The organism is Flavobacterium sp. LM4, from assembly GCF_002017935.1.
Lineage (GTDB): Bacteria > Bacteroidota > Bacteroidia > Flavobacteriales > Flavobacteriaceae > Flavobacterium > Flavobacterium chungangense.
The window spans coordinates 75,538-100,673 of record NZ_MUFW01000006.1; the positions used below are offsets into that span (position 1 = coordinate 75,538).

24 protein-coding genes and 1 pseudogene are annotated in these 25,136 nt (G+C 32.9%); 12 read left to right on the forward strand and 13 right to left on the reverse strand.

Going from position 1 to position 25,136, the window contains the following annotated elements:
- Nucleotides 1-32: 32 nt before the first annotated feature.
- Entirely contained in the window at nucleotides 33-566 is a 534-nt protein-coding gene (locus BXU10_RS23125; RefSeq protein WP_078229805.1) for a hypothetical protein, read from the reverse strand.
- A gap of 103 nt (nucleotides 567-669) precedes the next feature.
- Entirely contained in the window at nucleotides 670-1,071 is a 402-nt protein-coding gene (locus BXU10_RS23130; protein ID WP_078229806.1) for a glyoxalase, read from the reverse strand.
- Between the two features lie 258 nt (nucleotides 1,072-1,329).
- Between BXU10_RS23130 and BXU10_RS23135 the strand changes: the two genes are divergently transcribed.
- Complete coding sequence (locus BXU10_RS23135; RefSeq protein WP_025571465.1) at nucleotides 1,330-1,713, forward strand: acyl-CoA thioesterase; 384 nt, start codon at nucleotides 1,330-1,332, stop codon at nucleotides 1,711-1,713.
- A gap of 100 nt (nucleotides 1,714-1,813) precedes the next feature.
- Nucleotides 1,814-2,239 (forward strand): hypothetical protein, encoded by a 426-nt coding sequence (locus BXU10_RS23140; RefSeq protein WP_078229807.1) that lies wholly within the window; start codon nucleotides 1,814-1,816, stop codon nucleotides 2,237-2,239.
- 51 nt (nucleotides 2,240-2,290) lie between these two features.
- Here BXU10_RS23140 and BXU10_RS23145 read toward each other — a convergent pair whose 3' ends face one another.
- Together BXU10_RS23145 and BXU10_RS23150 are read right to left on the reverse strand one after the other, a co-directional pair.
- Complete coding sequence (locus BXU10_RS23145) at nucleotides 2,291-3,550, reverse strand: mechanosensitive ion channel family protein (RefSeq protein WP_031455365.1); 1,260 nt, start codon at nucleotides 3,548-3,550, stop codon at nucleotides 2,291-2,293.
- The gene (locus BXU10_RS23150) at nucleotides 3,543-3,830 is read right to left on the reverse strand and encodes a DUF3817 domain-containing protein (RefSeq protein ID WP_078229808.1); all 288 of its coding nucleotides are present in this window, start codon (nucleotides 3,828-3,830) and stop codon (nucleotides 3,543-3,545) included. Before BXU10_RS23150 ends, BXU10_RS23145 begins: the two co-directional genes overlap by 8 nt.
- Before the next feature lie 103 nt (nucleotides 3,831-3,933).
- Between BXU10_RS23150 and BXU10_RS23155 the strand changes: the two genes are divergently transcribed.
- The 6 genes from BXU10_RS23155 (at nucleotide 3,934) to BXU10_RS23180 (ending at nucleotide 10,179) form a co-directional block, all read left to right on the forward strand.
- A complete protein-coding gene (locus BXU10_RS23155; RefSeq protein WP_031455367.1) occupies nucleotides 3,934-4,467 on the forward strand; it encodes a DUF6155 family protein in 534 nt (177 codons plus the stop codon).
- Nucleotides 4,468-4,574: 107 nt separating this feature from the next.
- Nucleotides 4,575-6,113: a DEAD/DEAH box helicase gene (locus BXU10_RS23160; RefSeq protein ID WP_078229809.1), complete on the forward strand. Its 1,539-nt coding sequence runs from the start codon at nucleotides 4,575-4,577 to the stop codon at nucleotides 6,111-6,113.
- Between the two features lie 168 nt (nucleotides 6,114-6,281).
- A complete protein-coding gene (locus BXU10_RS23165; protein ID WP_078229810.1) occupies nucleotides 6,282-7,484 on the forward strand; it encodes a M48 family metallopeptidase in 1,203 nt (400 codons plus the stop codon).
- 104 nt (nucleotides 7,485-7,588) lie between these two features.
- Nucleotides 7,589-8,635, forward strand: coding sequence for an o-succinylbenzoate synthase (locus BXU10_RS23170; protein ID WP_078229811.1), 1,047 nt, complete (start codon nucleotides 7,589-7,591; stop codon nucleotides 8,633-8,635).
- Nucleotides 8,636-8,729: 94 nt separating this feature from the next.
- Nucleotides 8,730-9,203: a CYTH domain-containing protein gene (locus BXU10_RS23175; RefSeq protein WP_078229812.1), complete on the forward strand. Its 474-nt coding sequence runs from the start codon at nucleotides 8,730-8,732 to the stop codon at nucleotides 9,201-9,203.
- Between the two features lie 7 nt (nucleotides 9,204-9,210).
- Nucleotides 9,211-10,179: a YpdA family putative bacillithiol disulfide reductase gene (locus tag BXU10_RS23180; protein ID WP_078229813.1), complete on the forward strand. Its 969-nt coding sequence runs from the start codon at nucleotides 9,211-9,213 to the stop codon at nucleotides 10,177-10,179.
- 653 nt (nucleotides 10,180-10,832) lie between these two features.
- Here the strand turns inward: BXU10_RS23180 and BXU10_RS23190 are convergent.
- Together BXU10_RS23190 and msrA are read right to left on the reverse strand one after the other, a co-directional pair.
- A complete protein-coding gene (locus BXU10_RS23190; protein WP_078229815.1) occupies nucleotides 10,833-12,401 on the reverse strand; it encodes a YdiU family protein in 1,569 nt (522 codons plus the stop codon).
- 9 nt (nucleotides 12,402-12,410) lie between these two features.
- A pseudogene (gene msrA / locus BXU10_RS23195) lies at nucleotides 12,411-12,943 on the reverse strand (peptide-methionine (S)-S-oxide reductase MsrA).
- A gap of 202 nt (nucleotides 12,944-13,145) precedes the next feature.
- On the opposite strand from msrA, the gene BXU10_RS23200 reads away from it, so the two are divergent.
- The 3 genes from BXU10_RS23200 to BXU10_RS23210 all read left to right on the forward strand — a co-directional run bounded on the left by BXU10_RS23200 (nucleotide 13,146) and on the right by BXU10_RS23210 (nucleotide 19,362).
- Nucleotides 13,146-14,618, forward strand: a complete 1,473-nt coding sequence (locus tag BXU10_RS23200; RefSeq protein WP_078229816.1) for an aminotransferase class V-fold PLP-dependent enzyme — start codon at nucleotides 13,146-13,148, stop codon at nucleotides 14,616-14,618.
- 369 nt (nucleotides 14,619-14,987) lie between these two features.
- Nucleotides 14,988-16,766: a 30S ribosomal protein S1 gene (gene rpsA, locus BXU10_RS23205; RefSeq protein WP_078229817.1), complete on the forward strand. Its 1,779-nt coding sequence runs from the start codon at nucleotides 14,988-14,990 to the stop codon at nucleotides 16,764-16,766.
- A gap of 130 nt (nucleotides 16,767-16,896) precedes the next feature.
- Nucleotides 16,897-19,362, forward strand: a complete 2,466-nt coding sequence (locus BXU10_RS23210; protein ID WP_078229818.1) for a T9SS type A sorting domain-containing protein — start codon at nucleotides 16,897-16,899, stop codon at nucleotides 19,360-19,362.
- 92 nt (nucleotides 19,363-19,454) lie between these two features.
- Here BXU10_RS23210 and BXU10_RS23215 read toward each other — a convergent pair whose 3' ends face one another.
- Complete coding sequence (locus BXU10_RS23215; RefSeq protein ID WP_078229819.1) at nucleotides 19,455-19,979, reverse strand: biopolymer transporter ExbD; 525 nt, start codon at nucleotides 19,977-19,979, stop codon at nucleotides 19,455-19,457.
- A 12-nt stretch (nucleotides 19,980-19,991) separates the two neighbouring features.
- Nucleotides 19,992-20,513, reverse strand: coding sequence for a biopolymer transporter ExbD (locus tag BXU10_RS23220; RefSeq protein ID WP_078229820.1), 522 nt, complete (start codon nucleotides 20,511-20,513; stop codon nucleotides 19,992-19,994).
- Between the two features lie 211 nt (nucleotides 20,514-20,724).
- Here BXU10_RS23220 and BXU10_RS23225 point away from each other — a divergent pair, with 211 nt between their 5' ends.
- On the forward strand, nucleotides 20,725-21,279 hold the full coding sequence (locus BXU10_RS23225) for a fasciclin domain-containing protein (protein WP_078229821.1): 555 nt from the start codon (nucleotides 20,725-20,727) through the stop codon (nucleotides 21,277-21,279).
- An 87-nt stretch (nucleotides 21,280-21,366) separates the two neighbouring features.
- Here the strand turns inward: BXU10_RS23225 and BXU10_RS23230 are convergent, their stop codons facing one another.
- The 5 genes from BXU10_RS23230 to BXU10_RS23250 form a co-directional block, all read right to left on the reverse strand.
- Nucleotides 21,367-21,945 carry an alkylphosphonate utilization protein gene (locus tag BXU10_RS23230; RefSeq protein ID WP_078229822.1) on the reverse strand — a complete coding sequence of 193 codons (579 nt, stop codon included), beginning with the start codon at nucleotides 21,943-21,945 and terminating at the stop codon, nucleotides 21,367-21,369.
- Nucleotides 21,946-22,072: 127 nt separating this feature from the next.
- Nucleotides 22,073-22,531: a pantetheine-phosphate adenylyltransferase gene (coaD, locus tag BXU10_RS23235; protein WP_078229823.1), complete on the reverse strand. Its 459-nt coding sequence runs from the start codon at nucleotides 22,529-22,531 to the stop codon at nucleotides 22,073-22,075.
- 100 nt (nucleotides 22,532-22,631) lie between these two features.
- Nucleotides 22,632-23,324, reverse strand: a complete 693-nt coding sequence (locus BXU10_RS23240; RefSeq protein WP_078229824.1) for a DUF421 domain-containing protein — start codon at nucleotides 23,322-23,324, stop codon at nucleotides 22,632-22,634.
- 62 nt (nucleotides 23,325-23,386) lie between these two features.
- Entirely contained in the window at nucleotides 23,387-23,989 is a 603-nt protein-coding gene (locus BXU10_RS23245; protein WP_078229825.1) for a hypothetical protein, read from the reverse strand.
- Between the two features lie 79 nt (nucleotides 23,990-24,068).
- A complete protein-coding gene (locus BXU10_RS23250; RefSeq protein WP_078229826.1) occupies nucleotides 24,069-25,040 on the reverse strand; it encodes a D-alanine--D-alanine ligase in 972 nt (323 codons plus the stop codon).
- Nucleotides 25,041-25,136 lie beyond the last annotated feature (96 nt).

The window sequence follows — 25,136 nt, forward strand, 5'->3', positions numbered from 1 at the left end:
TGTTTTCTAAATAAATAACTGATATAAGTAGTTTACTTCTGAATATCAGATTTGGGGTTTTCATTTACGAACCTGCTATTAAAAAGTTTATAAAAGCCGTAGCTGATCATAAAAAAAATAAATAGTGTAATTAATAGAAGGAAAATATATTTTTTTACATGTTCATCCTTATAATTGCATTGATTTTTTGAGTCGCATAAAAATCTTTCGTCATATAATAGGTACTCTTCAGGACATTTTCCTAAAATTTTGCAATTTTCCATTCTTACTAAATCAATAGTCCCTCTACCATAAGTCATAATAGCTCTAAAGGTTCGTATATTCATTTCAGTATCATCGGCAAGAGTAACATAATCGGTTTTATTACCATCTTTAAATGTCAGGATAAAAGAGGTACCGTGTTTCTTCATATTAGTGCTGATCGAATCAATTTTAATATTTTTTATTAATGTGTATTCATTTGGCAGACAAACATAAAGCATACTTCTGGCAACTAATGAAAAAAAAATAAAGACAAAAACATATATTATTATAATGGCTTTTTTTAATGTTGAGATGTTTTTCATATTATTAGACCGCAATGATTCCGGACAAATCTATCTTTTTTTTAATTTATTTAATTTTTCCAAGTTGTTTTTTCTGCAAAAAAAGCTGCAGTTTGGTATTTAATTATGTGGTTTCAATTTCAAACAACTGCACCTGACTTTTCAATCTGTCAGTCAATAAATTCATCATCCTTTTGTTTAAGCTTGAAGAGTTTTGAATGTAAGTATCATATTCTTCAATTGTAAAAAGTGCCATTACGATTCCTTTTAAAGAATTTCTGAACTTAATATCTTTCTGAATGGAATTTTCGATGACCTGCAGTTTTTTTTCGACAGTATAAGAATAAAAATCAGCCTTATTTTTATTGACATAATTAATAAAAACCGCAATAAACAAATCGTTCTGAAGTTTTAAAATGGGTCTAATGGTTTGATTTTGAAATAACTCATCAGCAGATGACTGAGCGCTGATAGTTCCTAAAGTTTCGCCTCTGAATTCTTTTAAAAAAGTGTTTCTGTCTGCCATGGTTTTTCTTTAAAATTATAAAAATATCTCTTATAAAAATATCTTCCCCGGATTTAGTTACTGACAAAATCTACAAAAAATAAGTTCATAAATTAAAATATTTCGTTGACTGTAATTTTAATATTTTGGACTTTTAAAAATGATTTTTGAAATAATTCAGCAGCAAATTTTCGAATTATTGAAATCTTAAAGATTAATAAAAAAACATAATTCGATTATGGGAGTAAAAAACTATTTTTACCCGTATAAAATAAAAATATGAGATTCCATACCAGAAAATGGGTTAAGCCCCAGGATTTAAATCCAAACGGAACTTTATTCGGCGGTCAGCTATTAGCCTGGATTGACGAAGAGCTGGCTTTATATTCAATTGTACAATTAGAGAATCCACGGGTGGTAACTAAGCACATGTCCGAAATCAATTTTAAAAGTTCTGCCAGACAAGGTGATATTGTAGAAATTGGAATCGATGTGGTGAAATTTGGTACAACTTCTTTAGTTCTTAAATGTGCCGTAAGAAATATGATGACACGTGAAATTATCATTACAATTGATCACACCACTATGGTTAACTTAGGCGAGGACGGAAAGCCAAAACCACATGGAAAAACCAAAATTGAATTCGTAAAGGATCGTTTGTAAAATAAATTTCCCACCATATAAGTTAAGTAAGTAAATATAAACTTTGCTTAAAGTTACATGAACTTATATCATTTATATGGTAAAAAAAAACTCTTAGAAAATGCTGAAAAATTTTGTAACTGTTTCTCTATTATTTGCTTTTTTAATGTCCTGCAATTCTAAGGAAGAAAAAGACAAATACAATCATATTGTCTATCTGGCTGTAAATAATAAAGACAGCGCAATTTTGGCTATTCAAATAAACGAAAAACGTTTTTACGGGCGTTATGAACGATCATATTACAGAAATGGTAAAGATTCCGGAGATGTAAGGGGAGAAGTTAGAGGGGATACTTTAAGAGGGGATTTTCATTATATATCAAATGGAGGTAGTTGGAAAAGGGAGCCATTGGCTTTATTAAAAAAAGAAAATAAACTGTTTTTAGGAAACGGTGTAATGGGAACTTATATGAGTCTTCCGTGCTTTTTGCCGGGAACTCTTAATTATAAAAACCCGGAGTATGTTTTTAAAGAAGCAAAAAAATAGTTTCAGGTTTCAGATTTTTTAAAGATGTTCAGCCTGAAACCTGAAACTTATTTACCTGTCCAAATGACCAATTGCAGAAGGTAATTCAAAAATTTCCAAATCAAAGTATACTACAGAAGCCATAATATGGTCAAAAATATCTGCCATAATATATTCATAATTGGCCCAGCGTTTATCACTCGAAAAGGCATAAATTTCTAAAGGAACTCCATGTTCTGTAGATTGTAGCTGACGGCAGATAATATGCATATTTTTATTCAATCCCGGATAATTAACTAAATACTGTATAATATATTTTCTAAACAGTCCCAGATTGGTCATATTTCGGCCATTAAGGGCCAGAGATTTATCGATACCGCGCAAGTGATTGTACTTCTCAATTTCTGCTTGTCTGGTTTCAATGTAAGAACTTATCAGCTGCACCTTTTTCATCTCATTCAAATCATCATCATTTAAAAAACGAACGCAGCTGCTCTTGATCAAAACGTGTCTCTTTATACGTCTTCCTTCTGATTTTTGCATGCCACGCCAGTTCTGAAAAGAATCTGAACTTAAAGCATAGGTTGGAATCGTGGTAATGGTATTATCAAAATTCCGGACTTTTACAGTTGTCAGGTTAATTTCGATTACATCTCCATCGGCACCAAATTTATCCATTGTAATCCAGTCACCAATACGAACCATATCGTTAATTGCTACCTGAACGCTCGAAACAAATCCTAAAATGGTATCTCTGAAAATTAAGATAATGATAGCCGAAAGTGTTCCCAGAATCGTTAGTAGTTCTCCTTTCTTGATTCCGAATAAAGTCGAAATAATCATGGCAACTCCGAAAATCCAAAGCACAATCATAATTACCTGAACGAAGCTGTCAATAGGTTTATCGCTGTATTCAGGTTTGTTTTTTAAATAATCACGTAATGCATTAAAAATTGTTCTGATAATCCACAAACTGATCAAAACGATATAAATTCCAACTATTTTTCCAAAAAGCAATTCCCAATACTCATATCTGTCCAAAATAATTGGCACTGCCTTGTAGATAAAGAAGAACGGAATTAAATAAGCCGTATATTTTGTGGTCTTATTGTGAATTAAATAATCGTCAAATTTGGTTTTGGTTCGCTGAGCAAAAATGGCTGTCAGTGTTACCAGAACAAACTTCGCTATATAATAAATGGCAAAAGCCAGTGCTATCATAATAGCAATATTAAAGACAAGGCTGATGTAAGACGCAAAGCTGCGGCTCATTCCCCAATCTCTGAAAAGCGGATATAAAAAATTGAATATTTTATCCAAAAACTTATGCATTGTTTTCTAAATATTTTCTCTCAACATAAAAAGTTCCAAACGGTATAAGCGAAGCAACAAGAATAATTCCGAAAGTTTTTAAATTCCAGTTCTGAGATTTTTTTAATAAAGCAGCCAATACAATATAGCCAATAAATAAAATTCCGTGTCCCATTCCAAAAGGACGTACAATTGTATGATAAAGCTCGGGGTTGTTTGATTTAAGAATAAGCATATTAGCAATTAATACTAAATAAGAGATTCCTTCTAAAATAGCTGTAACTTTAAAAATCTTAAGCATGTATATATTTTTTGAGATTATAGCAGCAAAATTAAGTATTATAGCTGATTATTGAAGTATTTATAATAAAAGTAATTTACTTTTGTAATCTTAAACTTTGAGTATGAGTAAGCGGGATTTAAAAAAATATTTAGGAGAATTAAATAAGGAACAGCTCGAAGAACAAATTATTGAGTTATATGAGAAATTTAGTCCCGTAAAAGTCTTTTATGATTTTGTTTTTAATCCGAAAGAAGATAAACTTTTACAGGAAAGCAAGACGAAGATTTCACACGAATATTTCCCCGTAAAAAAACCTGGGGCAAAATGGCGTCCAAAAGCAAAAATGCGCCGTTCTGTGGCTCAAAAAATTATCAAGCATTTTATTTTATTGGGAGTTGACCCGTTTGTAATTGCAGATATTATGTTCTATAATATTGAAATTGCACAAACATATTCGTCAGGAAATTTTATAAAACAGGAGCTATTTTATAAAAGCATGCTTAATTCTTTTGAACAGGCAGTAAATTTTGTGATTTCCAACGGGATTTTAAATGAATTTAAAGCAAGAATTGTAGCGATTCAACAAGAAACTATTCAACAAAAGTGGAAAATCAGATATGAATTTGAGACAATTTTAGACAAAATCGACATATAAAAACACTTCCCATAAAAAATCTTATTAAAAAGCGTAATTTATTTTACGTTAAAATACAATGAATAACTGTTTTTTAGGTGTACTTTTGCAAAAATCCAAAAATTACAATGCTTCAAAACACTTTAGAAATAGAAAGAGAAGGAAAAAAAGAACTTTATGCATACCAAAAAGGTGATATTGACGCCATTTTTGAACGTTTAGACAATGCTCCCTCAAAACATCATTTATTATACCAGCTTCCTACAGGTGGTGGAAAAACGGTGATTTTTTCCGAAATAGTTCGTCGTTATTTAGCTAATAACGATAAAAAAGTGGTAGTTCTGACACATCGTATTGAACTTTGTAAGCAGACTTCGAAAATGCTGAAAGGGTTTGGGGTTTCCAATAAAATTATCAATAGTAAAGTAAAAGAACTACCGGATCAAAATGATTACTCATGTTTTGTAGCGATGGTTGAAACTTTAAAAAACCGTATTAATGACGAGAAATTACATCTTGATAATATTGGTTTGGTGATTATTGATGAAGCCCATTACAATTCATTCAGAAAGCTATTAAACTCATTCAAAAACGCTTTTATTCTTGGAGTAACGGCAACACCTTTGAGTTCGAATATAAAATTACCAATGCACCAGAGTTATGATGAACTTATTGTGGGAGATACTATTAGTTCATTAATCGATAAAGGATTTTTGGCACGTGCTACAACTTACAGCTATGATGTAGGTTTGACCTCTCTAAAAGTGGGGATCAACGGAGATTATACCGTAAAATCATCTGATGATTTGTATACTAATACTATCATGCAGGAAAAACTTTTGCATGCATACACAGAGCGCTCATTGGGTAAAAAAACCCTGATTTTCAATAACGGTATTCATACTTCGTTATATGTTTATGAAACCTTTAGAGAAGCCGGTTACGACATCAGACACCTTGATAATACAAGCAGTGCCGAAGAACGTAAGGATATTTTGGCCTGGTTCAAAAAAACGCCTGATGCTATTTTAACTTCTGTCGGAATCTTAACCACAGGTTTCGATGAGCCAACAGTTGAAACTATTATCCTTAACAGAGCCACAAAATCACTGACATTGTATTACCAGATGATTGGTCGCGGGTCTCGTAAATTGCCAGGCAAAGATGAGTTTACAGTTATCGATTTAGGTAATAATGCAGCCCGTTTTGGTTTGTGGAGTGAGCCTGTAAACTGGCAGCACATCTTTAAATCACCCGAATTTTATTTGGAGAATTTGCGCGATGATACCGAAATCGAATTGTATTTCAAGTACAATATGCCACCAGAGTTGCGTGCAAAATTCAGTAAAACTGCTGATGTAACTTTTGATGTTGATGAAGAACATAAATTAGCCATTAAGCAAAATTTACGTTCTAAGATTGTTTTGGATAAATCGCTGGAACAGCACGCGGGAATGTGCGTTGATAATACCGAAACACTTCAGGAAGCAAAAGCATTAGGCAAAGAGCTGGATGATGATATCGAATGCCGAATTAAACGTTATGCGAAATGTTTGAGTCAATGCAGTAAAAATTACCGCGAATGGCTGGTTGAAGATTACAAGAAAAACATGATCTTGCTTATTGGCAAAAAGTATCGTGAAAAAATCATGAACGAACCGGATTGATAAAATTTTTAGTTTCAGGTTTAATGTTCGAAGTTAAAAATGTCAAGCAAAAACGAAGCGTATTGCAGTTTTATATTGAAATTGATTTTTGCATTGAAATTGAAATTGATTGTTGACATTTGCAGGCATTGAAATTGATTTTTGTTATTGAATTTGATATTGAAAAAGATGAATTTGAAGAAAATTTTAGTTTTATTTTTAATTAGTTTTTTTTATAATGTTTCCGCTCAAAAAGATGGATATTGGGATAAAGAGCGTGCCACTACAAAAGAAATACTCGTGTCTGCAGGTGACAGAATCAATGTTAAAACTGAAGATTTACCTATTGGTACAACTGAAATTGTTTACAGAATAACACTTTTGGATGAGAATCAGCAAATGGCAAATAGTCTGGTTTCTGTACTAAAAGCTATTCCTGATCCTTACGGAATAGGCCAGGGTTCTGCAGGAGCAGTATTAATAATGTCAAAAATTTCAGGTGATGATAAATGTATTTATGCAGTTTTTACCTCAGATACAAATGCAAAAAAATACATTGATAACGGAAAAGTAAATGATGCCTGTTATGCCCAGACAGAACCAGTAAGTAAAGATGCTAAACGTTTGTCAATAGACAAATCTTCTTGCCTTAATGCAAACACCACTACAATTTGGTTTGGCTTCGAAAGCAAAAACTGGCTATTGAAACAAAAAATAGTTTTAGAAGTTGTGCCCTGGGTTGATACAAAACTAAACCGTGGATGGAATCAGGATAATAAAAACGAAATTGTCAGCTTGTGCAAAACCTCTACAATGGCACAAAAAATGGCAAATTCTGACGATTTTTGCGTCTGTATCTTAGATAAAATCATGAAGCAATACCGTTATGGCGAGTTTCAAAAATTGCTTGCCATAGAGAAAACTAAGGTTTATAAGGATTTTGGAAATTCCTGTTATAATGACGCTTCTATTTCTAAAAACGTTTATAATGATTTGCGTACTCAGGCAAATACTCTAATTAGACTTCAAAAATACAACGAAGCGATTCCTAAATTAAATACAATAATCACCGCAGGAAAAGCCACAGCACTTGATTACAGTTCTATTGGTTACAGTTATATTTTGACCAAACAATACGCAAAAGCGATAAAGTTTTTAAAAGAAGGTGAAAAACTGGATGATACTGAATTACTTGTAAAATTAAATTTAGCGCATGCCTATTTGGTTAGTGATAATTACGGTGATGCAAAAGCAATTTACAAAAAGTACCAGTCCCAAAACGTTACTGATAGTTTAAGCTGGACAGACAAAACTAAACAGGATTTTGCTCTTTTTCAAAAAGCAGGATTGCCTTCATCCGACTTTGAGAGGATCTTGAAATTATATAATTAAAAATATTTTCACCATATAAGTGATTACAGGTTTATTTAAATTTGCCCAAAAAGCTAACTTAAATTTTCTTATAATCACTTATATGGTTTAAAAAAGCATCACCTATGAAAGCTACTTACCATAAATACATGCTCGAATTCAAACGTCCTTCTGGAACGTCCAGAGGTATTATGACCGAAAAAGAAACCTGGTTTATAATTCTGGAAGAAAACGGTAAAAAAGGAATAGGAGAGTGTGGTATTTTAAGAGGACTAAGTGCTGACGACAGGGAAGATTATGAGGCCAAATTAAATTGGGCTTGCCAAAATATTGATTTAGGTGAGGATGTTCTTTGGGAAAAATTACTCGAATTTCCTTCCATTCAATTCGGAATCGAAATGGCTTTTTTATCTCTGAAAAGTGAAAATCCGTATTTATTATTTCCTTCAGATTTCACGAATAATTCAAAATCAATTGTCATAAATGGTTTGGTCTGGATGGGAGAAGAAACCTTCATGAAAGAGCAGATCAAAGAAAAACTGCAACAGGGTTTTACTTGTATAAAACTCAAGATCGGAGCCATAGATTTTCAAAAAGAGCTTGAGTTATTACGCTTTATCAGGACTCATTTTACTTCCGATCAAATAGAAATCAGGGTAGATGCGAACGGTGCTTTCCCTTTAAATGAAGCTTTAGATAAATTAAATCAATTATCTGGTTTTGAATTACATAGTGTAGAGCAGCCTATTCAAAAAAACAATACTGACAGTATGGCAGGGTTATGTAAAAACACCCCTTTTCCTATTGCTTTGGATGAGGAACTGATTGGTGTATTTTCATTTGAAGAAAAAGAAGCACTTTTGCAAACAATCAAGCCACAATATATCATTTTGAAGCCAAGTTTTGTTGGTGGATTCAGAGGGACTCAGGAGTGGATTACATTAGCAGAAAAATATACTATTGGCTGGTGGATTACCTCAGCACTGGAAAGCAATATTGGTTTAAATGCCATCGCACAATGGACATTTTTACTAAATTCTAACATGCCTCAGGGATTGGGTACCGGAGCACTTTATACGAATAATATTGATTGCCCATTGGAAGTTTTGAACGGACAATTGTGGTACAGTAAAACTAAAAACTGGGATTCGGCTTTTTTAGAAAAGGCCTGATGAAATCACTTTTTTTAATTCTCAAAATCCGACCCAACGAATTCAGTTTAGCGTTAAATTAAGTAACTTGCATAAAATTTAATTTGCAGAACTAATGGTTGAGATTGAAAGAAAGTTTCTTGTAAAATCAGACAAATTTAAGGCACAGGCTTTCGCCCAAAACAAAATCGCTCAGGGCTATTTGAGTTCGCTTCCTGAAAGAACTGTCCGCGTTCGAATTAAAGGCGAAAAAGGATTCATTACGATAAAAGGAATCGGTCAGCATGGCGGAATGACGCGTTTTGAGTGGGAGAATGAAATTCCGTTAGACGAAGCACAGGAATTGCTTAAATTATGTGAGAAGGGAAAGATTGAAAAAACACGTTTTGAAATACAATCAGGCAAACATGTTTTTGAAGTGGATGAATTTTATGGAGAAAATAAAGGTTTGGTAATGGCAGAAGTAGAATTGGAATCTGAAACGGAAACTTTTGAAAAACCGGATTGGCTGGGTGATGAGGTTACAAATGATGAAAGATACTACAATGCTTATTTAAGCAAAAATCCTTTTAAAGACTGGCAAAAATAACAATTTTATGACATATCCATACGATCTGATTATTGTGGGAGGAGGTCCAATCGGGCTTGCATGTGCAATTGAAGCTCAAAAGAAAAACCTGAATTACCTGATTATCGAGAAAGGGGCAATTGTAAAAAGTATTTTCAATTATCCTTTGTATATGACGTTTTTTTCTACTGCGGAAAGGCTTGAAATAGGCAATATTCCTTTCAACTGTCTGGCTCCCAAACCGGGTCGTCAGGAGGCTTTGGAATATTATAGAAATATTCACCGTTATTTTAATTTCAATATTAATTTATTCGAAAAGGTCACAGAAGTTCAGAGACTTGAAAATCATATTTTTAAAATCACAACAGATAAAAGTCTTTACGAAACCAAAAATTTAGTTATCGCAACAGGGTTTTATGATATTCCAATCGAAATGAATGTAAAAGGTGAAGAGTTACCTAAAGTTCGTCATTATTACAAAGAAGCGCATGAATATGCTTTTAGGGATATTCTTGTTGTGGGAGCAAATAATTCCTCTGTGGATGCCGCTTTGGAATGCTGGCGAAAAGGAGCGAATGTAACGATGGTAATTCGCAAAACCGAAATCAATAATAGAGTAAAATACTGGGTAAAGCCTGATATTGAAAACCGAATCGATGAAGGAAGTATTAAAGCGTATTTTGAATCGAATATTACTGAAATCAGGGAGAACGAAGTAGAAGTAGAAACTCCAAATGGTAAAATAACGATTAATAATGACTTTGTTTTAGCATTAACGGGCTATAAACCTGATTTGTCTTTCCTTGAAAAAATGGGCATTGAGTTATCCAAAGATGAATTGAAAATACCAACTTATAATGCTGAAACGATGGAAACGAATGTTGAAGGATTATTTTTGGCAGGTGTGGTTTGCGGCGGCATGCAGACGCATAAATGGTTTATAGAAAATTCACGTATCCATGCCACTATGATTGTGGATTATATTACTTCAAAATAAAAGTTTTAATTACAATTGTCACATTGAGCGGAGTCGAAATGCTTTAAAGATTAAAGGTTCTCGACTCCGCTCAAACTGACATTTAGGGTTTTAAAAAACGATTGTTGGTAGTTGTGTTTTTATTATTCATTTATTTCGAATATTTCAATGAATTTTTGTTCCAAATTTTTCTTTTTCCTTTTCATGTCCCATCGCGAAAAGAATATGATAAACGCGATGAATGAATTAAAAAGTATGTTTATTTCATTTGGTACGTTTTTTAAATTAAAAAAGTAAAAGCAATTAAAACCAATCAGAGCAACAAATGGAAAACATTTTATCCAAATAATTCCTATTCTGCTCATAGGTTCAATAATATAATTTAGCTTTAGTTTGTTGTCAATGTTTTGATATTTACCCTTTAGGATGTAAAAACCTGAAGTAAAATTATAATTTATTGTGAGTCGAAAAGTTGAATCGTCAAACGTTCCATAAAATTTTTTTGTACTTAAAAAAAAGACTGAGAATATTCCAAGTGATAATTGTATATCAGATCTGCCAATTTTTGTATTGTCTTTTAATCTGTTTCTAAATTCAGTTATACTAAGTTTTGACTTCATCAAAATTTCTTTAATTTTTTTAATTCCCTATTTCTGCGATAATATTGCTAATAACTAAGAACTGCACGAAAGCATAGAACATCCTACCTTTGACCTCGCCCAGTCTGGTCGTTTTGCAAACCATTTTTCGTATTCAGGCTGCTCATCATAAGGATTTTTAAGTAATTCATATAATTCCGTAATTAGGGAATAATCTTCTTTATTAGCAGCATCAATCGCTAATTGCGCCATATAATTTCGTAATACATATTTAGGGTTGACTGAATTTTGAAGTGTAATTCGTTCGTCATCTGAAGTGTTTTCCTGATTGAGGTGTTCCAGATAATCGGTAAACCATAATAGCCAGTTGTTTTTAATGGTTTCTTTTATTTCTTCTGGTTTGTAAAAGGCATCTTCAATAGACTGCAATGCTTTTTCTGCCGAATCACTTTTTCTAATTTTATTCAGATTACGATAAAAAATAGTCATATCCGTTTCAGATAATAGCAGATTTGACTCCAGATAGGCTATAAATTCATCATCGTTATCCGCTTGGGAAATGATGCCTAATTTTCCTAAAATCATTTTTTTATAATCGGAATCAAAATCGGTTATAAATGATTCTAATATTTTTTCCAAAGGCTCGGCTTCATTGATTAAAGGATAAAGCGCATTCGCTAATTGAAATAAATTCCATTGAGCAATCTGAGGCTGGTTTCCAAAACGATATCTTCTGTTTTGGCTGTCGGTTGTATTAGGTGTCCAGTTTGGATCGTAATTTTCCAGCCAGCCATAAGGCCCGTAATCAATTGTTATTCCGTGAATCGACATATTATCGGTGTTCATCACACCATGAACAAAGCCTACACGCTGCCAATGCAGAATCATTTCTCTGGTTGTATCAGCTACGGTTTTAAAAAACTGTAAATATTGTTCTTTTGGTTCGCCTGTAATTTCAGGGAAATAATGTTTGATGTTATATTCTACAAATTGTTTCAGGTTTTTTAGTTCATTTCGGGCAGTAAGCATTTCAAAACTTCCAAAACGTATGAATGATGGTGCGACACGGCATACAATAGCTCCTTTTTCGTAAGCAGGATTTCCGTTGTACAAAATATCCCGAAGTACCTGATCGCCTGAAAGTATTAAAGAAAGTGATCGGGTAGTGGGAACGCCTAAATAATGCATCGCTTCGGCACATAAATATTCACGGATTGAAGAGCGTAAAACCGCTAAACCATCTGCTGTTCTGGAATACGGTGTTTTTCCTGCTCCTTTTAGTTGTAAAGTAAAATATTGATTATTATGTTCAACTTCGGTTAAATTAATCGCCCGGCCATCGCCTAATTGTCCGGCCCAGTTTCCAAATTGATGTCCCGCATAACACATAGCATAAGGTTTCGTTTCCGGCAGAATTTCTTTACCGGAAAAAATAGTTACAAATTGTTCTGACTGAATTTCATCTTTTGAGATTCCAACCAATTCCGCAACTTCTTCTGAAGCATGAATCAGTTTAGGATTCGAGGGTTTTGTTGGGCTTACATAAGAAAAAACGGCTTGTGAAACTTGGCGGATTTCGTTGTTTTCATTAGGGTCAGCCGGTAATTCAGTTGTAAAACGATTATGTATTTTTAAATTTTTCATTTTAATTTTTCAATCTTTTAATTTATCAGCGTACATTTTTTTTAATTTGTACACTTTAGGATCGATAACCATTCGGCAATAACCTGCTTCGGGTTGTCATTATAATAATTCTGATGATCTTCTTCGGCTTCATAAAACACCTGAAAAGGTTTTAGCTGTGTTACGATTGGGTCCGGAAAAACAGATTTTAATTCATTGAAAACCTGTTCAGCAATCGCTTTTTGTGTTTCATCATGATATAAAATAATAGAACGATATTGTGTTCCCTGATCGGCACCCTGACGATTAAGAGTTGTGGGATCATGACTTGTCATGAAAATGGTAATTAAGTCATGATATGAAATTATGTCAGGATTAAAAACAACCTGTATCACTTCTGCATGTCCGGTTCTGCCGGTACAGACTTCTCTGTATGCCGGATTTTTAATCTGACCATCAGAATAACCGGATTTTAAGGTTTCAATTCCTTTTAAACGCTGGATTACAGCTTCAATACACCAAAAACAGCCACCACCAAAGGTTGCTACGGATAAATTTTTCATTTATTATTTTTTAGTTATCGATTTAACCTATTAGTTATGTAGGGTAAATTAATAAATTGTTTGTAAAAAGGCGATTTTATTAAAAATATTAAAGATATAATTTTGATTTGAAGTTTATTATTGATAAATCTGCAATTTTGGTAAAAAACAATATATTTGCTGTCAAATAAAAAGTACATCCAAGTACCGCAAAAATAATACCATGACTTTAGAAGCGTATTTTAATAATTTTCGAAAAAATATTATTGGAATTAATCAGGAGTTTACTTCTCCATACGGGAAAAAACAAATTATTTATACAGATTGGACGGCCAGCGGAAGGCTTTATCGCCCTATTGAAGAGAAACTTCTAAACGAATTTGGGCCTTTTGTGGCTAATACTCACACAGAAACGACTGTGTCAGGTACTGCCATGACAAAAGCATATCATCATGCCAGACATATTATCAAGCGTCATACAAATGCCAGTCCTGATGATGTTTTGATTACAGATGGTACCGGAATGACAGGTGTTATCAATAAGTTTCAACGAATTTTAGGGTTAAAGATTCCTGAAAACCTGAAAGCTTTTACCGTCATTCCGGCTGAGAAAAAGCCAATTGTTTTTATTTCGCATATGGAGCACCATTCTAATCAGACTTCTTGGCTGGAAACGATTGCAGATGTTGAAATTATTCCGTGTTCTGAAACTGAAAAAGGGCTTTTTAGTCTGGATAATTTAAAAGAATTATTAGAAAAATATAAAGACAGAACAATCAAAATTGCCTCAATTACGGCATGTTCAAACGTAACCGGATTAAAGACCCCTTTTCATGAAGTGGCAAAATTAATGCATCAGTACAATGGGGTTTGTTTTGTCGATTTTGCCTGTTCAGGACCATATGTGCAGATTGACATGCATCCTGAAGATCCGGAAGCCTATCTGGATGCGATTTTCTTTTCGCCACATAAATTTTTGGGAGGTCCCGGGACTTCAGGAGTTTTGATTTTTAATAAAAAATTATACAATAATATGATTCCGGATTGTCCAGGCGGAGGAACTGTTAGCTGGACAAATCCGTGGGGAGAACATAAATATATCGATAATATTGAAGACCGTGAAGATGGTGGAACTCCAGGGTTTCTACAAGTGATTAAAACGGCGCTTGCGATTCAGCTGAAGGAAGAAATGGGAATTGAAAACATCCTGAAACGTGAGCATGAGATTGTAGATTTTGTTTTTAACGAATTGAATCCTGTTTCGAATATTAAAATTCTGGCAGGACATCATCAGGAGCGTTTGGGCGTTATTTCGTTTTTTATAGATGATTTGCATTTTAATTTAGGTGTAAAATTACTGAATGATAAATTCGGAATTCAAACCAGAGGGGGATGCAGCTGTGCAGGAACCTACGGGCATTTTTTACTGCATGTTGATCAGGAAACTTCCAATAAACTGGTTGATGAAATTACGATTGGTGATTTAATCAAAAAACCGGGATGGATCAGAATGTCGATTCACCCAACGACAACGAATGAAGAAATTGCTTTTGTTTGTGAAAGCATCAAAGACTTGGCTAAAAACCATGAAAACTGGAAACTAGATTATTTGTATGATAAAAATACAAATGAGTTTATCCACAAAAATGCTAATTCTTTTGAGGATGAATTAGTGGCTGGCTGGTTTAGGTCTTAAGTCTGAAAAATAAAATTTTATACAAACCCGACAGGTTTTTAATCTGTCGGGTTTGTTGTTGTTATGAAATGATAAATTTCTAACCTAGCCCCGATAGAGCGGTTATCCTTTTATGGCGGGGTTCGCCATAAAAGATAAGAGCGAAAGCGGGACTTTTGGTCTTGAAAACCCTAAAAACGTCTGCTTCTGACCCATTAACTGATAATCATGCGGGTTTTAGTTGGCTGTTACAAATAAATGTATTATTTTTGCAGTCCTTTTGGCAGAGAAGAGTTTCCATTAGGAATCAACTATTTATGTAAAACAACTTCTGTTTTTTCTACTGCTTTATGAAACTCGAGGGAAACAGAATACAAATTTTTTATCAGCATGTCTGAACAATTAAAATCACAAGAAGAGTTTTTAGCAAATTTTAACTGGCATAACTTCCAAGAAGGAATCGACGCAGTAGATGAGAAAAACTTACAAGAGTTTGAAGAACTAGTATCAAAAACTTTCATCGCTACAGATCAGGAAGAAGTAGTTGAAGGTGTTGTTGTTAGAATTACAGATAGAGACGTTATCGTTGATATCAATGCTAAATCTGAAGGTGTTATTTCTTTAAATGAATTCCGTTACAACCCAAACTTAAAAGTAGGTGACAAAGTAGAAGTATTAATTGATATCCGTGAGGACAAAACAGGTCAGTTAGTATTATCTCACAGAAAAGCACGTACTATCAAATCTTGGGATAGAGTTATTGCAGCTAATGAAACTGGAGAAATCGTTAACGGTTTTGTTAAATGCAGAACTAAAGGTGGTATGATCGTTGACGTTTTCGGAATTGAAGCTTTCTTACCAGGATCTCAAATTGACGTTAAGCCAATTAGAGACTACGATGTATATGTAAACAAAATGATGGAATTCAAAGTGGTAAAAATTAACCACGAATTCAAAAACGTTGTTGTATCTCATAAAGCGCTTATCGAAGCTGATATCGAAGTACAGAAAAAAGAAATCATCGGTCAATTACAAAAAGGACAAGTATTAGAAGGTGTTGTTAAAAACATTACTTCTTATGGTGTGTTTATTGACTTAGGTGGTGTTGACGGATTAATTCACATTACTGACCTTTCTTGGAGCAGAATCAACCACCCAAGTGAAGTTCTTGAATTAGACCAAAAATTAAACGTTGTAATCCTTGATTTCGATGATGAGAAAACAAGAATTCAATTAGGATTGAAACAATTAAACGCTCACCCATGGGATGCTTTAGATGCTAATTTAACTATTGGTGATAAAGTAAAAGGTAAAGTAGTTGTAATCGCTGATTACGGTGCATTTATCGAAGTTGCTGAAGGTGTTGAAGGTTTAATCCACGTTTCTGAAATGTCATGGTCTACTCACTTACGTTCTGCTCAGGACTTCGTGAAAGTTGGAGATGTTGTTGAGGCAGTTATCTTAACTTTAGACAGAGATGATCGTAAGATGTCATTAGGTATCAAACAATTGACTCAGGATCCATGGACTGACATTACTTCTAAATACCCAGTAGGTTCTAAACATACAGGTATCGTTAGAAACTTTACAAACTTTGGTATTTTCGTAGAATTAGAAGAAGGAATTGATGGATTAATTTACATCTCTGACTTATCTTGGACTAAGAAAATCAAACACCCATCTGAATTTGTAAATGTTGGTGAGAAATTGGATGTAGTTGTATTAGAATTAGATGTTGACGGACGTAAATTATCTTTAGGTCACAAACAAACTACTGCTAATCCTTGGGATCAATACGAAGATTCTTTCGCTGTAGGAACTATCCACAATGGTGAGATTTCTGAAATCGTTGACAAAGGAGCTACTGTAGAATTCGGAGATGATATCGTTGCTTTCATTCCTACTCGTCACCTTGAAAAAGAAGACGGAAAGAAATTGAAAAAAGGTGATACTGCTGATTTCAAAGTAATCGAATTCAATAAAGAATTCAAAAGAGTAGTTGCTTCTCACACTGCTATCTTCCGTGAAGAAGAAGAGAAAAATGTGAAAGCTGCAACTGAAAATACTTCATCTAACTCTACTACAAATGCACCAGCTGCAACTTTAGGAGATAACAATGATGTATTAGCTGCATTGAAAGCTAAAATGGAAAAAACTGAGAAAAAATAATTCTTAGATTTTTATAAATAGAAGGTCCCACAGTGATGTGGGACTTTTTTTGTTTTTATAATTTCTTTTTTTAACAAATAAAGTTGTGTTATTGTTTTGAAAAGTTACTTTTGTGTGAAAATTTATATATATGAAGAAAATTTACTTTTTGGTTTTGATATTATTAATGTGTTTTAATGGAAATGCTCAAAATGTTTTTTTTAGTTATAGTCAGGAGTTTAAGGATATATTGGTATATAAAACATCTACAAATTCAAGTATAGCAAAAGATAAAAATGGAAAAAATATCAAGGTTGATATAAATGGTGATGGAGAGATACAGGTTACCGAGGCACTAAATGTTTATCAACTCAATATCGATGATTTGTATAAAGGAGAAGTTTTTTTTACATATGGTAGAATGAATGGTATTGAAGCTTTTACGAATTTAACCTATTTAAATTGTAGGGATTGTAATGTTAGGTATCTTGATGTTACGCAATTAGAAAATCTTCAAGAGTTGAATTGTGATGAGAACTACATGGAGAGTTTAAATGTTGCAGGATTGAAAAATCTTAAGAAACTAAGCTGTCAAAGAACTAATTTTGATTCCATTGACCTTACAGGTTTAACAAACTTAGAATATTTGAATTGTAGCCTAGGAATTAAATCTGCTTTGGATTTATCACCATGCATTAATCTAAAAGATTTTATATTAGATGGAACCGGTCTGAAAAGCTTATCCGTAGCAGGCTTGAATAAATTGGAAAATTTTTTAATTAAAGGAACTATATTAAAGAATCTGTCGTTGAAAAACCTACCATCGTTAAAGGTATTAAATTGTGGTTCAGATGTATATCAAACTACACCTTATTACATATCAAAACTTGAGTTATCAGGATTAAATAATCTGGAAGAATTGAATTGTTCCTATAATGAAATTACTAGTTTAGATTTATCTAGCTGTACTAAACTTAAAAAACTTAGTTGTTCTCGTAATAAATTAAGTGGAGTTTTAGATGTATCGGACAAGAAATACTTAACATTATTACATTGTTGGAGCAACAATTTGACTAGTTTAATAGTAAAAAATGGCTATGAATGGAAATCACCAGATATTTTTTTTCACCTTAATCCTAATTTAAAATACATTTGTGTTGAAAATGATCAATATGATTTTTTCAAATCTAGAGTTCAGGGTAGTGAATTGCCTTTGTCTTCTGTTGAAATTAATTCCTATTGTAGTTTTAAGCCGGGTGGAACAAGTTATGAAATTAAATGTATTGCTAAGATTGATAGTGATAAAAATGGATGTGATTTACTCGATAATGTTTATCGCAACATGAAATATGATATTAAAGAAGTTAATAATACAGGAAGTGTAGTTTCTGACGGTACGGGATCATTGAGTATTCCTTTAAAGGAAAATACTTATATTATAACTCCTGTTTTAGAAAATCCTAGCTATTTTTTAGTTTCCCCAACAAATGCTTCAGTTACATTTCCAACACAAACCAGCCCCTTTATTCAAGATTTTTGTTTTACTCCCAATGGTATTCATTCAGATTTAGAAGTTACTTTAATTCCACTACATCCAGCAAGACCAGGGTTTGAATCGAAGTATAAAATTGTCTATAAAAATAAAGGAAATACAACTGAATCAGGAAATATAAATGTAAATTTTAATGATGACCTTTTAGATTTTATTTCTTCCACTTCAGTAATTACAACTCAAACATTAAGTAATTTATCATGGAATTTTAGTGATTTAAAACCATTTGAACTCAGAGAAATTATATTTACATTAAAAGTGAATAAACCAACTGATAATCCAGCTGCGAATAATGGGGATATTTTAAAATTAAAAACAACGATTGCCTCACAAGAAACGGACGAAACCCCAAATGACAATACATTTACTTTGAACCAAACAGTAGTTGGTTCTTACGATCCAAATGACAAAACCTGTTTAGAAGGTTCGGTTATTACGCCAAGTTTAATAGGTGAGTATGTACATTACATGATCCGCTTTGAGAATACAGGAACGTATGCTGCACAAAATATCGTCGTAAAAGATATGATTGATTTATCAAAATTTGATATTTCAAGTTTAATTCCAACCAGTTCAAACCATTCTTTTGTAACTAAAATTTCAGAAGGTAATAAAGTAGAATTTATATTCGAAAACATCAATCTTCCTTTTGATGATGCTAATAATGACGGTTATGTTGCTTTTAAAATCAAAACTAAGCCAACGTTAAAAGTTGGAGATACATTTGCTAACGAGGCTAATATTTATTTTGATTATAATTTCCCGATACTGACCAATAAAGCCACATCAAAATTTCAAACGACTTTAAGTAATCCTGATTTTGAATTTTCTAATTACTTTTCCTTATATCCAAATCCTGTAAATGATGTTTTGAATATTAATGCTAAACAGGATATAGAACTACAATCATTAGAGATTTACGATATTTTGGGGCAATTGGTAATTGCTGTTCCAAATGCAAAATCAGTTTCTAATATTGATGTTTCTAAGCTTAGAACGGGGAATTACTTTATAAAAGTTAAATCAGATAAAGGAAGTTCGAGTATGAAGTTTATAAAGAAATAAAAGAATATTTCATTAAATAGAAAGTCCTACGCAGTGTAGGACTTTTTTATTGTTTTAATTTTAGATAATTTTTTTTAGAATAAATAAATTAATTAATTAGCAGCTAATAATTCAGTTTCTTTTGGCATAAAATCATCAATAATCGAATAATTATTTATTCCGGTAATATTCATTTCGTCAAGGATATCAACCAGATTCCCGTAATTAGATTTTTTGCTGGGTTTTATTATTACTGTGATTCCTCTTCCTAATTTACCTGCTTTTGCAGAATGGTCTAATAGAAATTTATTTCTAATTAATAACTCTTTACGTATTCCTTCTTTTCCATATGCAATTTTTTGAGGCTTCTTTATTGGGTTATCTAAAAGACCTACAAAATATATTAGCTTGTTATTTTCACCTAATAAAATAGTTAGAGATCTATTTTCTCCATGATCCCTATAAGGTCGACAGTCACAACATCCGTGATCAGGAAAATCTAAGTCCATAATTTTCGGTTTGGCCAATTCAGTTGTAACCATAAAGAATACAATTAGTAAAAATGAAACGCTGACCATTGCTGTTAAATCAACTCTTGTATTTAGTTTTTTGCTTCTGACTTTTCTATTAATTTCCATATTTTTAAGAATTTAGTTGGATGCTAATAGTTTTGTTTCTTCCGGAGTGTAATCATTTACGATTACATAAGTATCAATTTTCGTTATTGCCATTTCATCCAAAATATCTACTAAGTTTCCGTAATTAGATTTTTTACTGGGCTTTATGATTACTATGATGCTTTTTCTGTAGTCTCCAGTGTATTCCTGAATTTGTTTAGTTTTAGTTACTAACTCTTTTCGAATACCTTCTTTGCCATAGTTTATTTTTTTTGGTGGTTCATGAGAAAAACCTAGCAGACCAAAATAGGATATAATTTTATTTTTATCATCAAGTAAAACAGTTAAAGTGCGATTTGGTAAACCGGCACCACAACCAAATCTGGATATATCTGCATCATAATCAGGCAAACCTAAATCCATTATTTTTGGTTTCCTTAATTCAGCTGCAACCATAAAAAATATAATCAGTAAAAAAGAAATACTAACCATAGCGGTTAAATCAACTTTGGTATTTAGTTTTCGGCTTCTGACTTTTTTAGGCATATTTTCCATAAATGATATGTTTTGATTCTAAAGTTAATAATAAAATGAATATAAAAATGATGCATCTTTAGAAATTTAATAAAAAACAAAATAATTTATTAATGCCTTGTTTACAAGGCTTACTGCTGGTTTTTTGCATTTTTTGTTATCAGGTATTTTTCTTTTGAAAACCAAAATGGGTTTATCTCCGTAAATGACCTTATAACTTAAAACATTCATTATGAAAACTAGAAAATTTTTAGCAACAGCAGTTTTAGCTTTAGGATTTGCATTTACATCAAATGCTCAAAAAACAGTAATGGTAGGCGGAGCAGCAATGTATCCAAATAAAAATATTATTGAAAATGCGATGAACTCAAAAGATCACACTACTTTGGTTGCTGCAGTAAAAGCAGCGGGATTAGTAGAAACATTACAAAGCAAAGGTTCTTTTACCGTTTTTGCGCCTACAAACAAAGCCTTTGACAAACTGCCTGAAGGAACTGTTCAAACATTATTGAAACCTGAAAACATCAAAACATTACAAACTATCCTGACGTATCATGTTGTAGCAGGAAAAATGAATGCTTCGGATATTGCAAAAGCAATAAAAATGGGTAAAGGAAAAGCAACTCTTAAAACAGTTAGCGGCGGAACTTTAACTGCCTGGATGGACGGGAAAGATTTGTATATTTCTGATGAAAGCGGAAATAAATCGAAAGTTACCATTGCAGATGTTAATCAGTCAAATGGTGTAATACATGTAGTAGATACTGTATTGTTGCCAAAAATGTAAAAACTATAATAAGGTTAATTAAATAGATTTTTTACAAATTTTTAAATCACCCTTTTGTTAATACAATAAAAGGGTGACTTTTTTTAGTTATATCTTTTTAACGTATTGGGTAATGATTACAATTTGCTGACCATCGACTTTTCCTTCGATATATTCTGCATTTTCATGGTCTAAACGAATGTTACGAACAGCAGTTCCTTGTTTGGCCACCATACTTGATCCTTTTACTTTTAAATCTTTGATTAAAACTACAGAATCTCCATGTTCTAAAATAACACCGTTGCTGTCACGGTGAATAATCTTGTTTTCGTCATCTTCGCCTTCACCGGTTGCTTTTGCCCATGCAAGTGTATCTTCGTCTAAATACATCATATCAAGCAGTTCCTGTGGCCAGCCAGCTGAACGCATACGGCTTAACATTCTCCAAGCTACGACTTGAACAGCAATATTTTCATTCCACATGCTGTCGTTTAAACACCTCCAGTGATTTAAATCGACATTATCCGGATTTTCTATTTGGTCAATACAAGTGCTACAGGCTAATACAGCTTCATCAATACCGCCTTTTTGAGTGGGTAAAACGGTATATACTTTTAAGTTTTCTTGGGCTCCGCAAAGTTCACATTTAGATCCGCTGCGTTTATTTAATTCTCTTTCGATGCTCATTGTTTGGTGTTTGTTTGAGAAGGCGAAATTAGTTTTAATTTGTATGGTTTACAAATTTATATTTTGTTTGTCATTGCCAGGAACGAAGCAATAACACTAACAAAAGTAAACTTACTGCATATTGAAATTATTTCTTAATCCTGACTGCATCCGGAACCAGCATTTCATATTTACCGTTATTTCGCAATACATCACGAACAATACTTGAACTGATAAAGGAAGTTTGTGCAGCGGTCAGTAAAAAGATGGTTTCAATTTTAGATAAACGTCTGTTGGTGTGGGCGATTGCTTTCTCGAATTCGAAATCGGCCGGGTTCCGCAATCCTCTTAAAATAAAATTTGCTTTTAGTTTATGACATAAATCTATTGTTAAACCTTCGTAAGTAATTACAGAAATCTTTGGCTCATCTTTGAAAGTTTCTTCAATGAAACGTTTTCTTTCTTCAAGTGAAAACATATATTTTTTTTCGGCATTCACACCAATTGCAATTACAATTTCATCAAACAATGGAATTCCTCTTTTAATAATGTCTTCGTGTCCAAGAGTAATAGGATCAAACGATCCCGGAAATATAGCTTTTCTCATTTTTTTATTTTTGAAATTCAGGTTTCGGCAAACAGAGCCCAATTTTTTTATTGAATTTTGAGTTTGATATTGAAATTGATATTTGAAATTGATATTGAATCTAGGTTATTCGCAACGTATTTATTGAAGCAACCCATTCGTCCTTTTGACAGATTTTGCATTTTGCAGTTCCTGGTTTTTGTTTTTCAGTATGTCCACAGAAACTGCAGGAGTAAGTTCCTTCTTTTGGAATAATTTTGTTTTTTTCAGTAAATAAAGCGGGTAAGATCGGCAATCCGTATCCTACTTCTTTATCTTCGTAAAAAAAGACACTTATTTCACCGCTGGGTTCTATAAAAGCGTGTTTAACCTGTCCCAGATGTTCAATTGATTTCACACGAAGTTCAGAGAAAAATTCATCCTGGGCCAATGTCTCTTTTCTAAAACTGGTTACAGAAAATTTCCCATCATTAATAAGGCACTCAGTTTTACCTTCAATAAATTCTTCAAATTTTTTGCTTTTTCCGGTCAGCCAGGTTACAGTCCGATACAAAATCATAATAACGGCAAAAACAATAATAGCCGGTACAATCCCGACATCTTCATAAAACATCGGATCTCCCGCTGCAGAGCCTAAAGCAATTACAATTACGGTTTCGAAAATCGACAATTGTTTTACGCCTCTTTTTCCGGCTAGTTTTAAAGTCAGTAATAAAACCGTAAACATTACGGCTGAACGAAAGATTACTTCCAGAAGGAAAACTCCCGGCAGTTCGTTAAATAAGACTCTGTTCCATTCAAAGATTTCTTTCATTTGTTGAGGTGCTAAGGTTATGATGAACTAAGTTACTGAGTTTTTATTGGAAAATTAAACTATTATTTTCGCCTTATTTTTATTATTTCATCTTCCTGATAAAGTTTTAAAATATCTTTTCTGGAATAATACACTTTTTGATCTGAAAAATTTTCTGGTTTATCCAAATCATCGATTTCGTATGGCATATAGGCCTCAAAATCATTATGGGTAGTATAAATGCTGTCTTTGGTTACTTTGTCAATTCTCATGTTCGAATAATAACCGTTAGAGAACTTTAAATTATAAACGTCTCCCTCAATTGGATTTTTTATTAGAATACTGGTCTCGTCCTTTTCTTCAAAATAATTACTGATTGAAAAAATAATGAATGCAATTAAAATAATGGAACCCAAAAACATCCAGGGTGTAGCATCTAATTTTTCATTTCTCAGTTTTAGTTGAATACTTTCAGTTAAATCTTCGTAATCTAAATTTTCATCGCAATGATTACAATTAATAAAGACCGTTTTACCAACCGGAAACAAAGGAACTAAGGTAAGAGAAATATATTTTCTGTAAATACTAAAATGTAATGTGTTTTCTTCGTTACATTTTGGACATTTTTCGTTTAAAATTGTTCCATTTTTTATGTTTGAATCCCGTGTTCCAACTAAAATCATCATAAATTAATGTGTGACATTTTATTAAAAAAATGAGGTGCTGAGATTCTAAAATTTCAGCACCTCTAATATCTTGACAAGCTTACGCTAAAGCCAGCTCAATAGCATTCGTAAACAAATCCTCCAAAGAAATTCCGGCTGCTTTGGCTTGCTGCGGAATTAAGCTTTCTGTTGTTAATCCCGGAATGGTGTTCATTTCCAGCATGTGCGGTTCGTTGTTTACGATAATGAATTCGCTTCGTGAGAATCCTTTCATTTTCAACACTTCGTAAGCTCGTTTGGCGGTTTCGCCTATTTTTTGTGTTAGTTCATCTGAAATTCTCGCTGGTGTGATTTCCTGAGATTTTCCTTCGTATTTGGCTTCGTAATCAAAGAAATCATTGTCTGATACGATTTCGGTAATTGGCAAAACGATGATTTCTCCTTTGTAATTGATAACGCCAACAGAAACCTCAGTTCCGTCAAGGAAACTTTCGATGATGATTTCGTTGTCTTCTTTGTAGGCTACTTCAATAGCGATTGGCAATTCAGCTTCGGTTTTTACTTTTGAAATTCCGAAACTTGAACCTGCTTTGTTTGGTTTTACGAAGCAAGGCAAACCTACTTTTTTTACGATTTCGGCTGTATTGATTTCGTCTCCTTTATTTAGGTAATAAGAGATGGCTGTTTTGATTCCGTATGGTTTTAGAACGGATAATAAATCACGTTTATTGAAGGTTACAGCTGCCTGATAATAATCGCAGGAAGTTTGTGGAATTCCTAACAATTCGAAATATGCCTGCATGAGTCCGTCTTCGCCCGGAGAACCGTGAATAGCATTGAAAACACAGTCAAATTTGATTTTCTTGCCGTTTACAGTTACGGAAAAATCGTTTCTGTCAATTTGGAATTCAGCATCATTTTCGTCTACATAAACCCATTTTTCTTTGAAAATATGAATTCGGAATCCGTTGTATTTTGTTTTGTCAAGGTATTGTTTTACTACGTTTCCGCTGATTAGAGAGATTTTATATTCGCTTGAATATCCGCCCATGATGATGGCTATGTTTTTCATTTTTTGGTGTTTATGTGTTTAATCGTTAATTTTCTTTGTTTGAGGTTTCAGGTTTTCTTTGTTTGCTACGCCAATTCGGCTAAAGCCTCGTGTCAT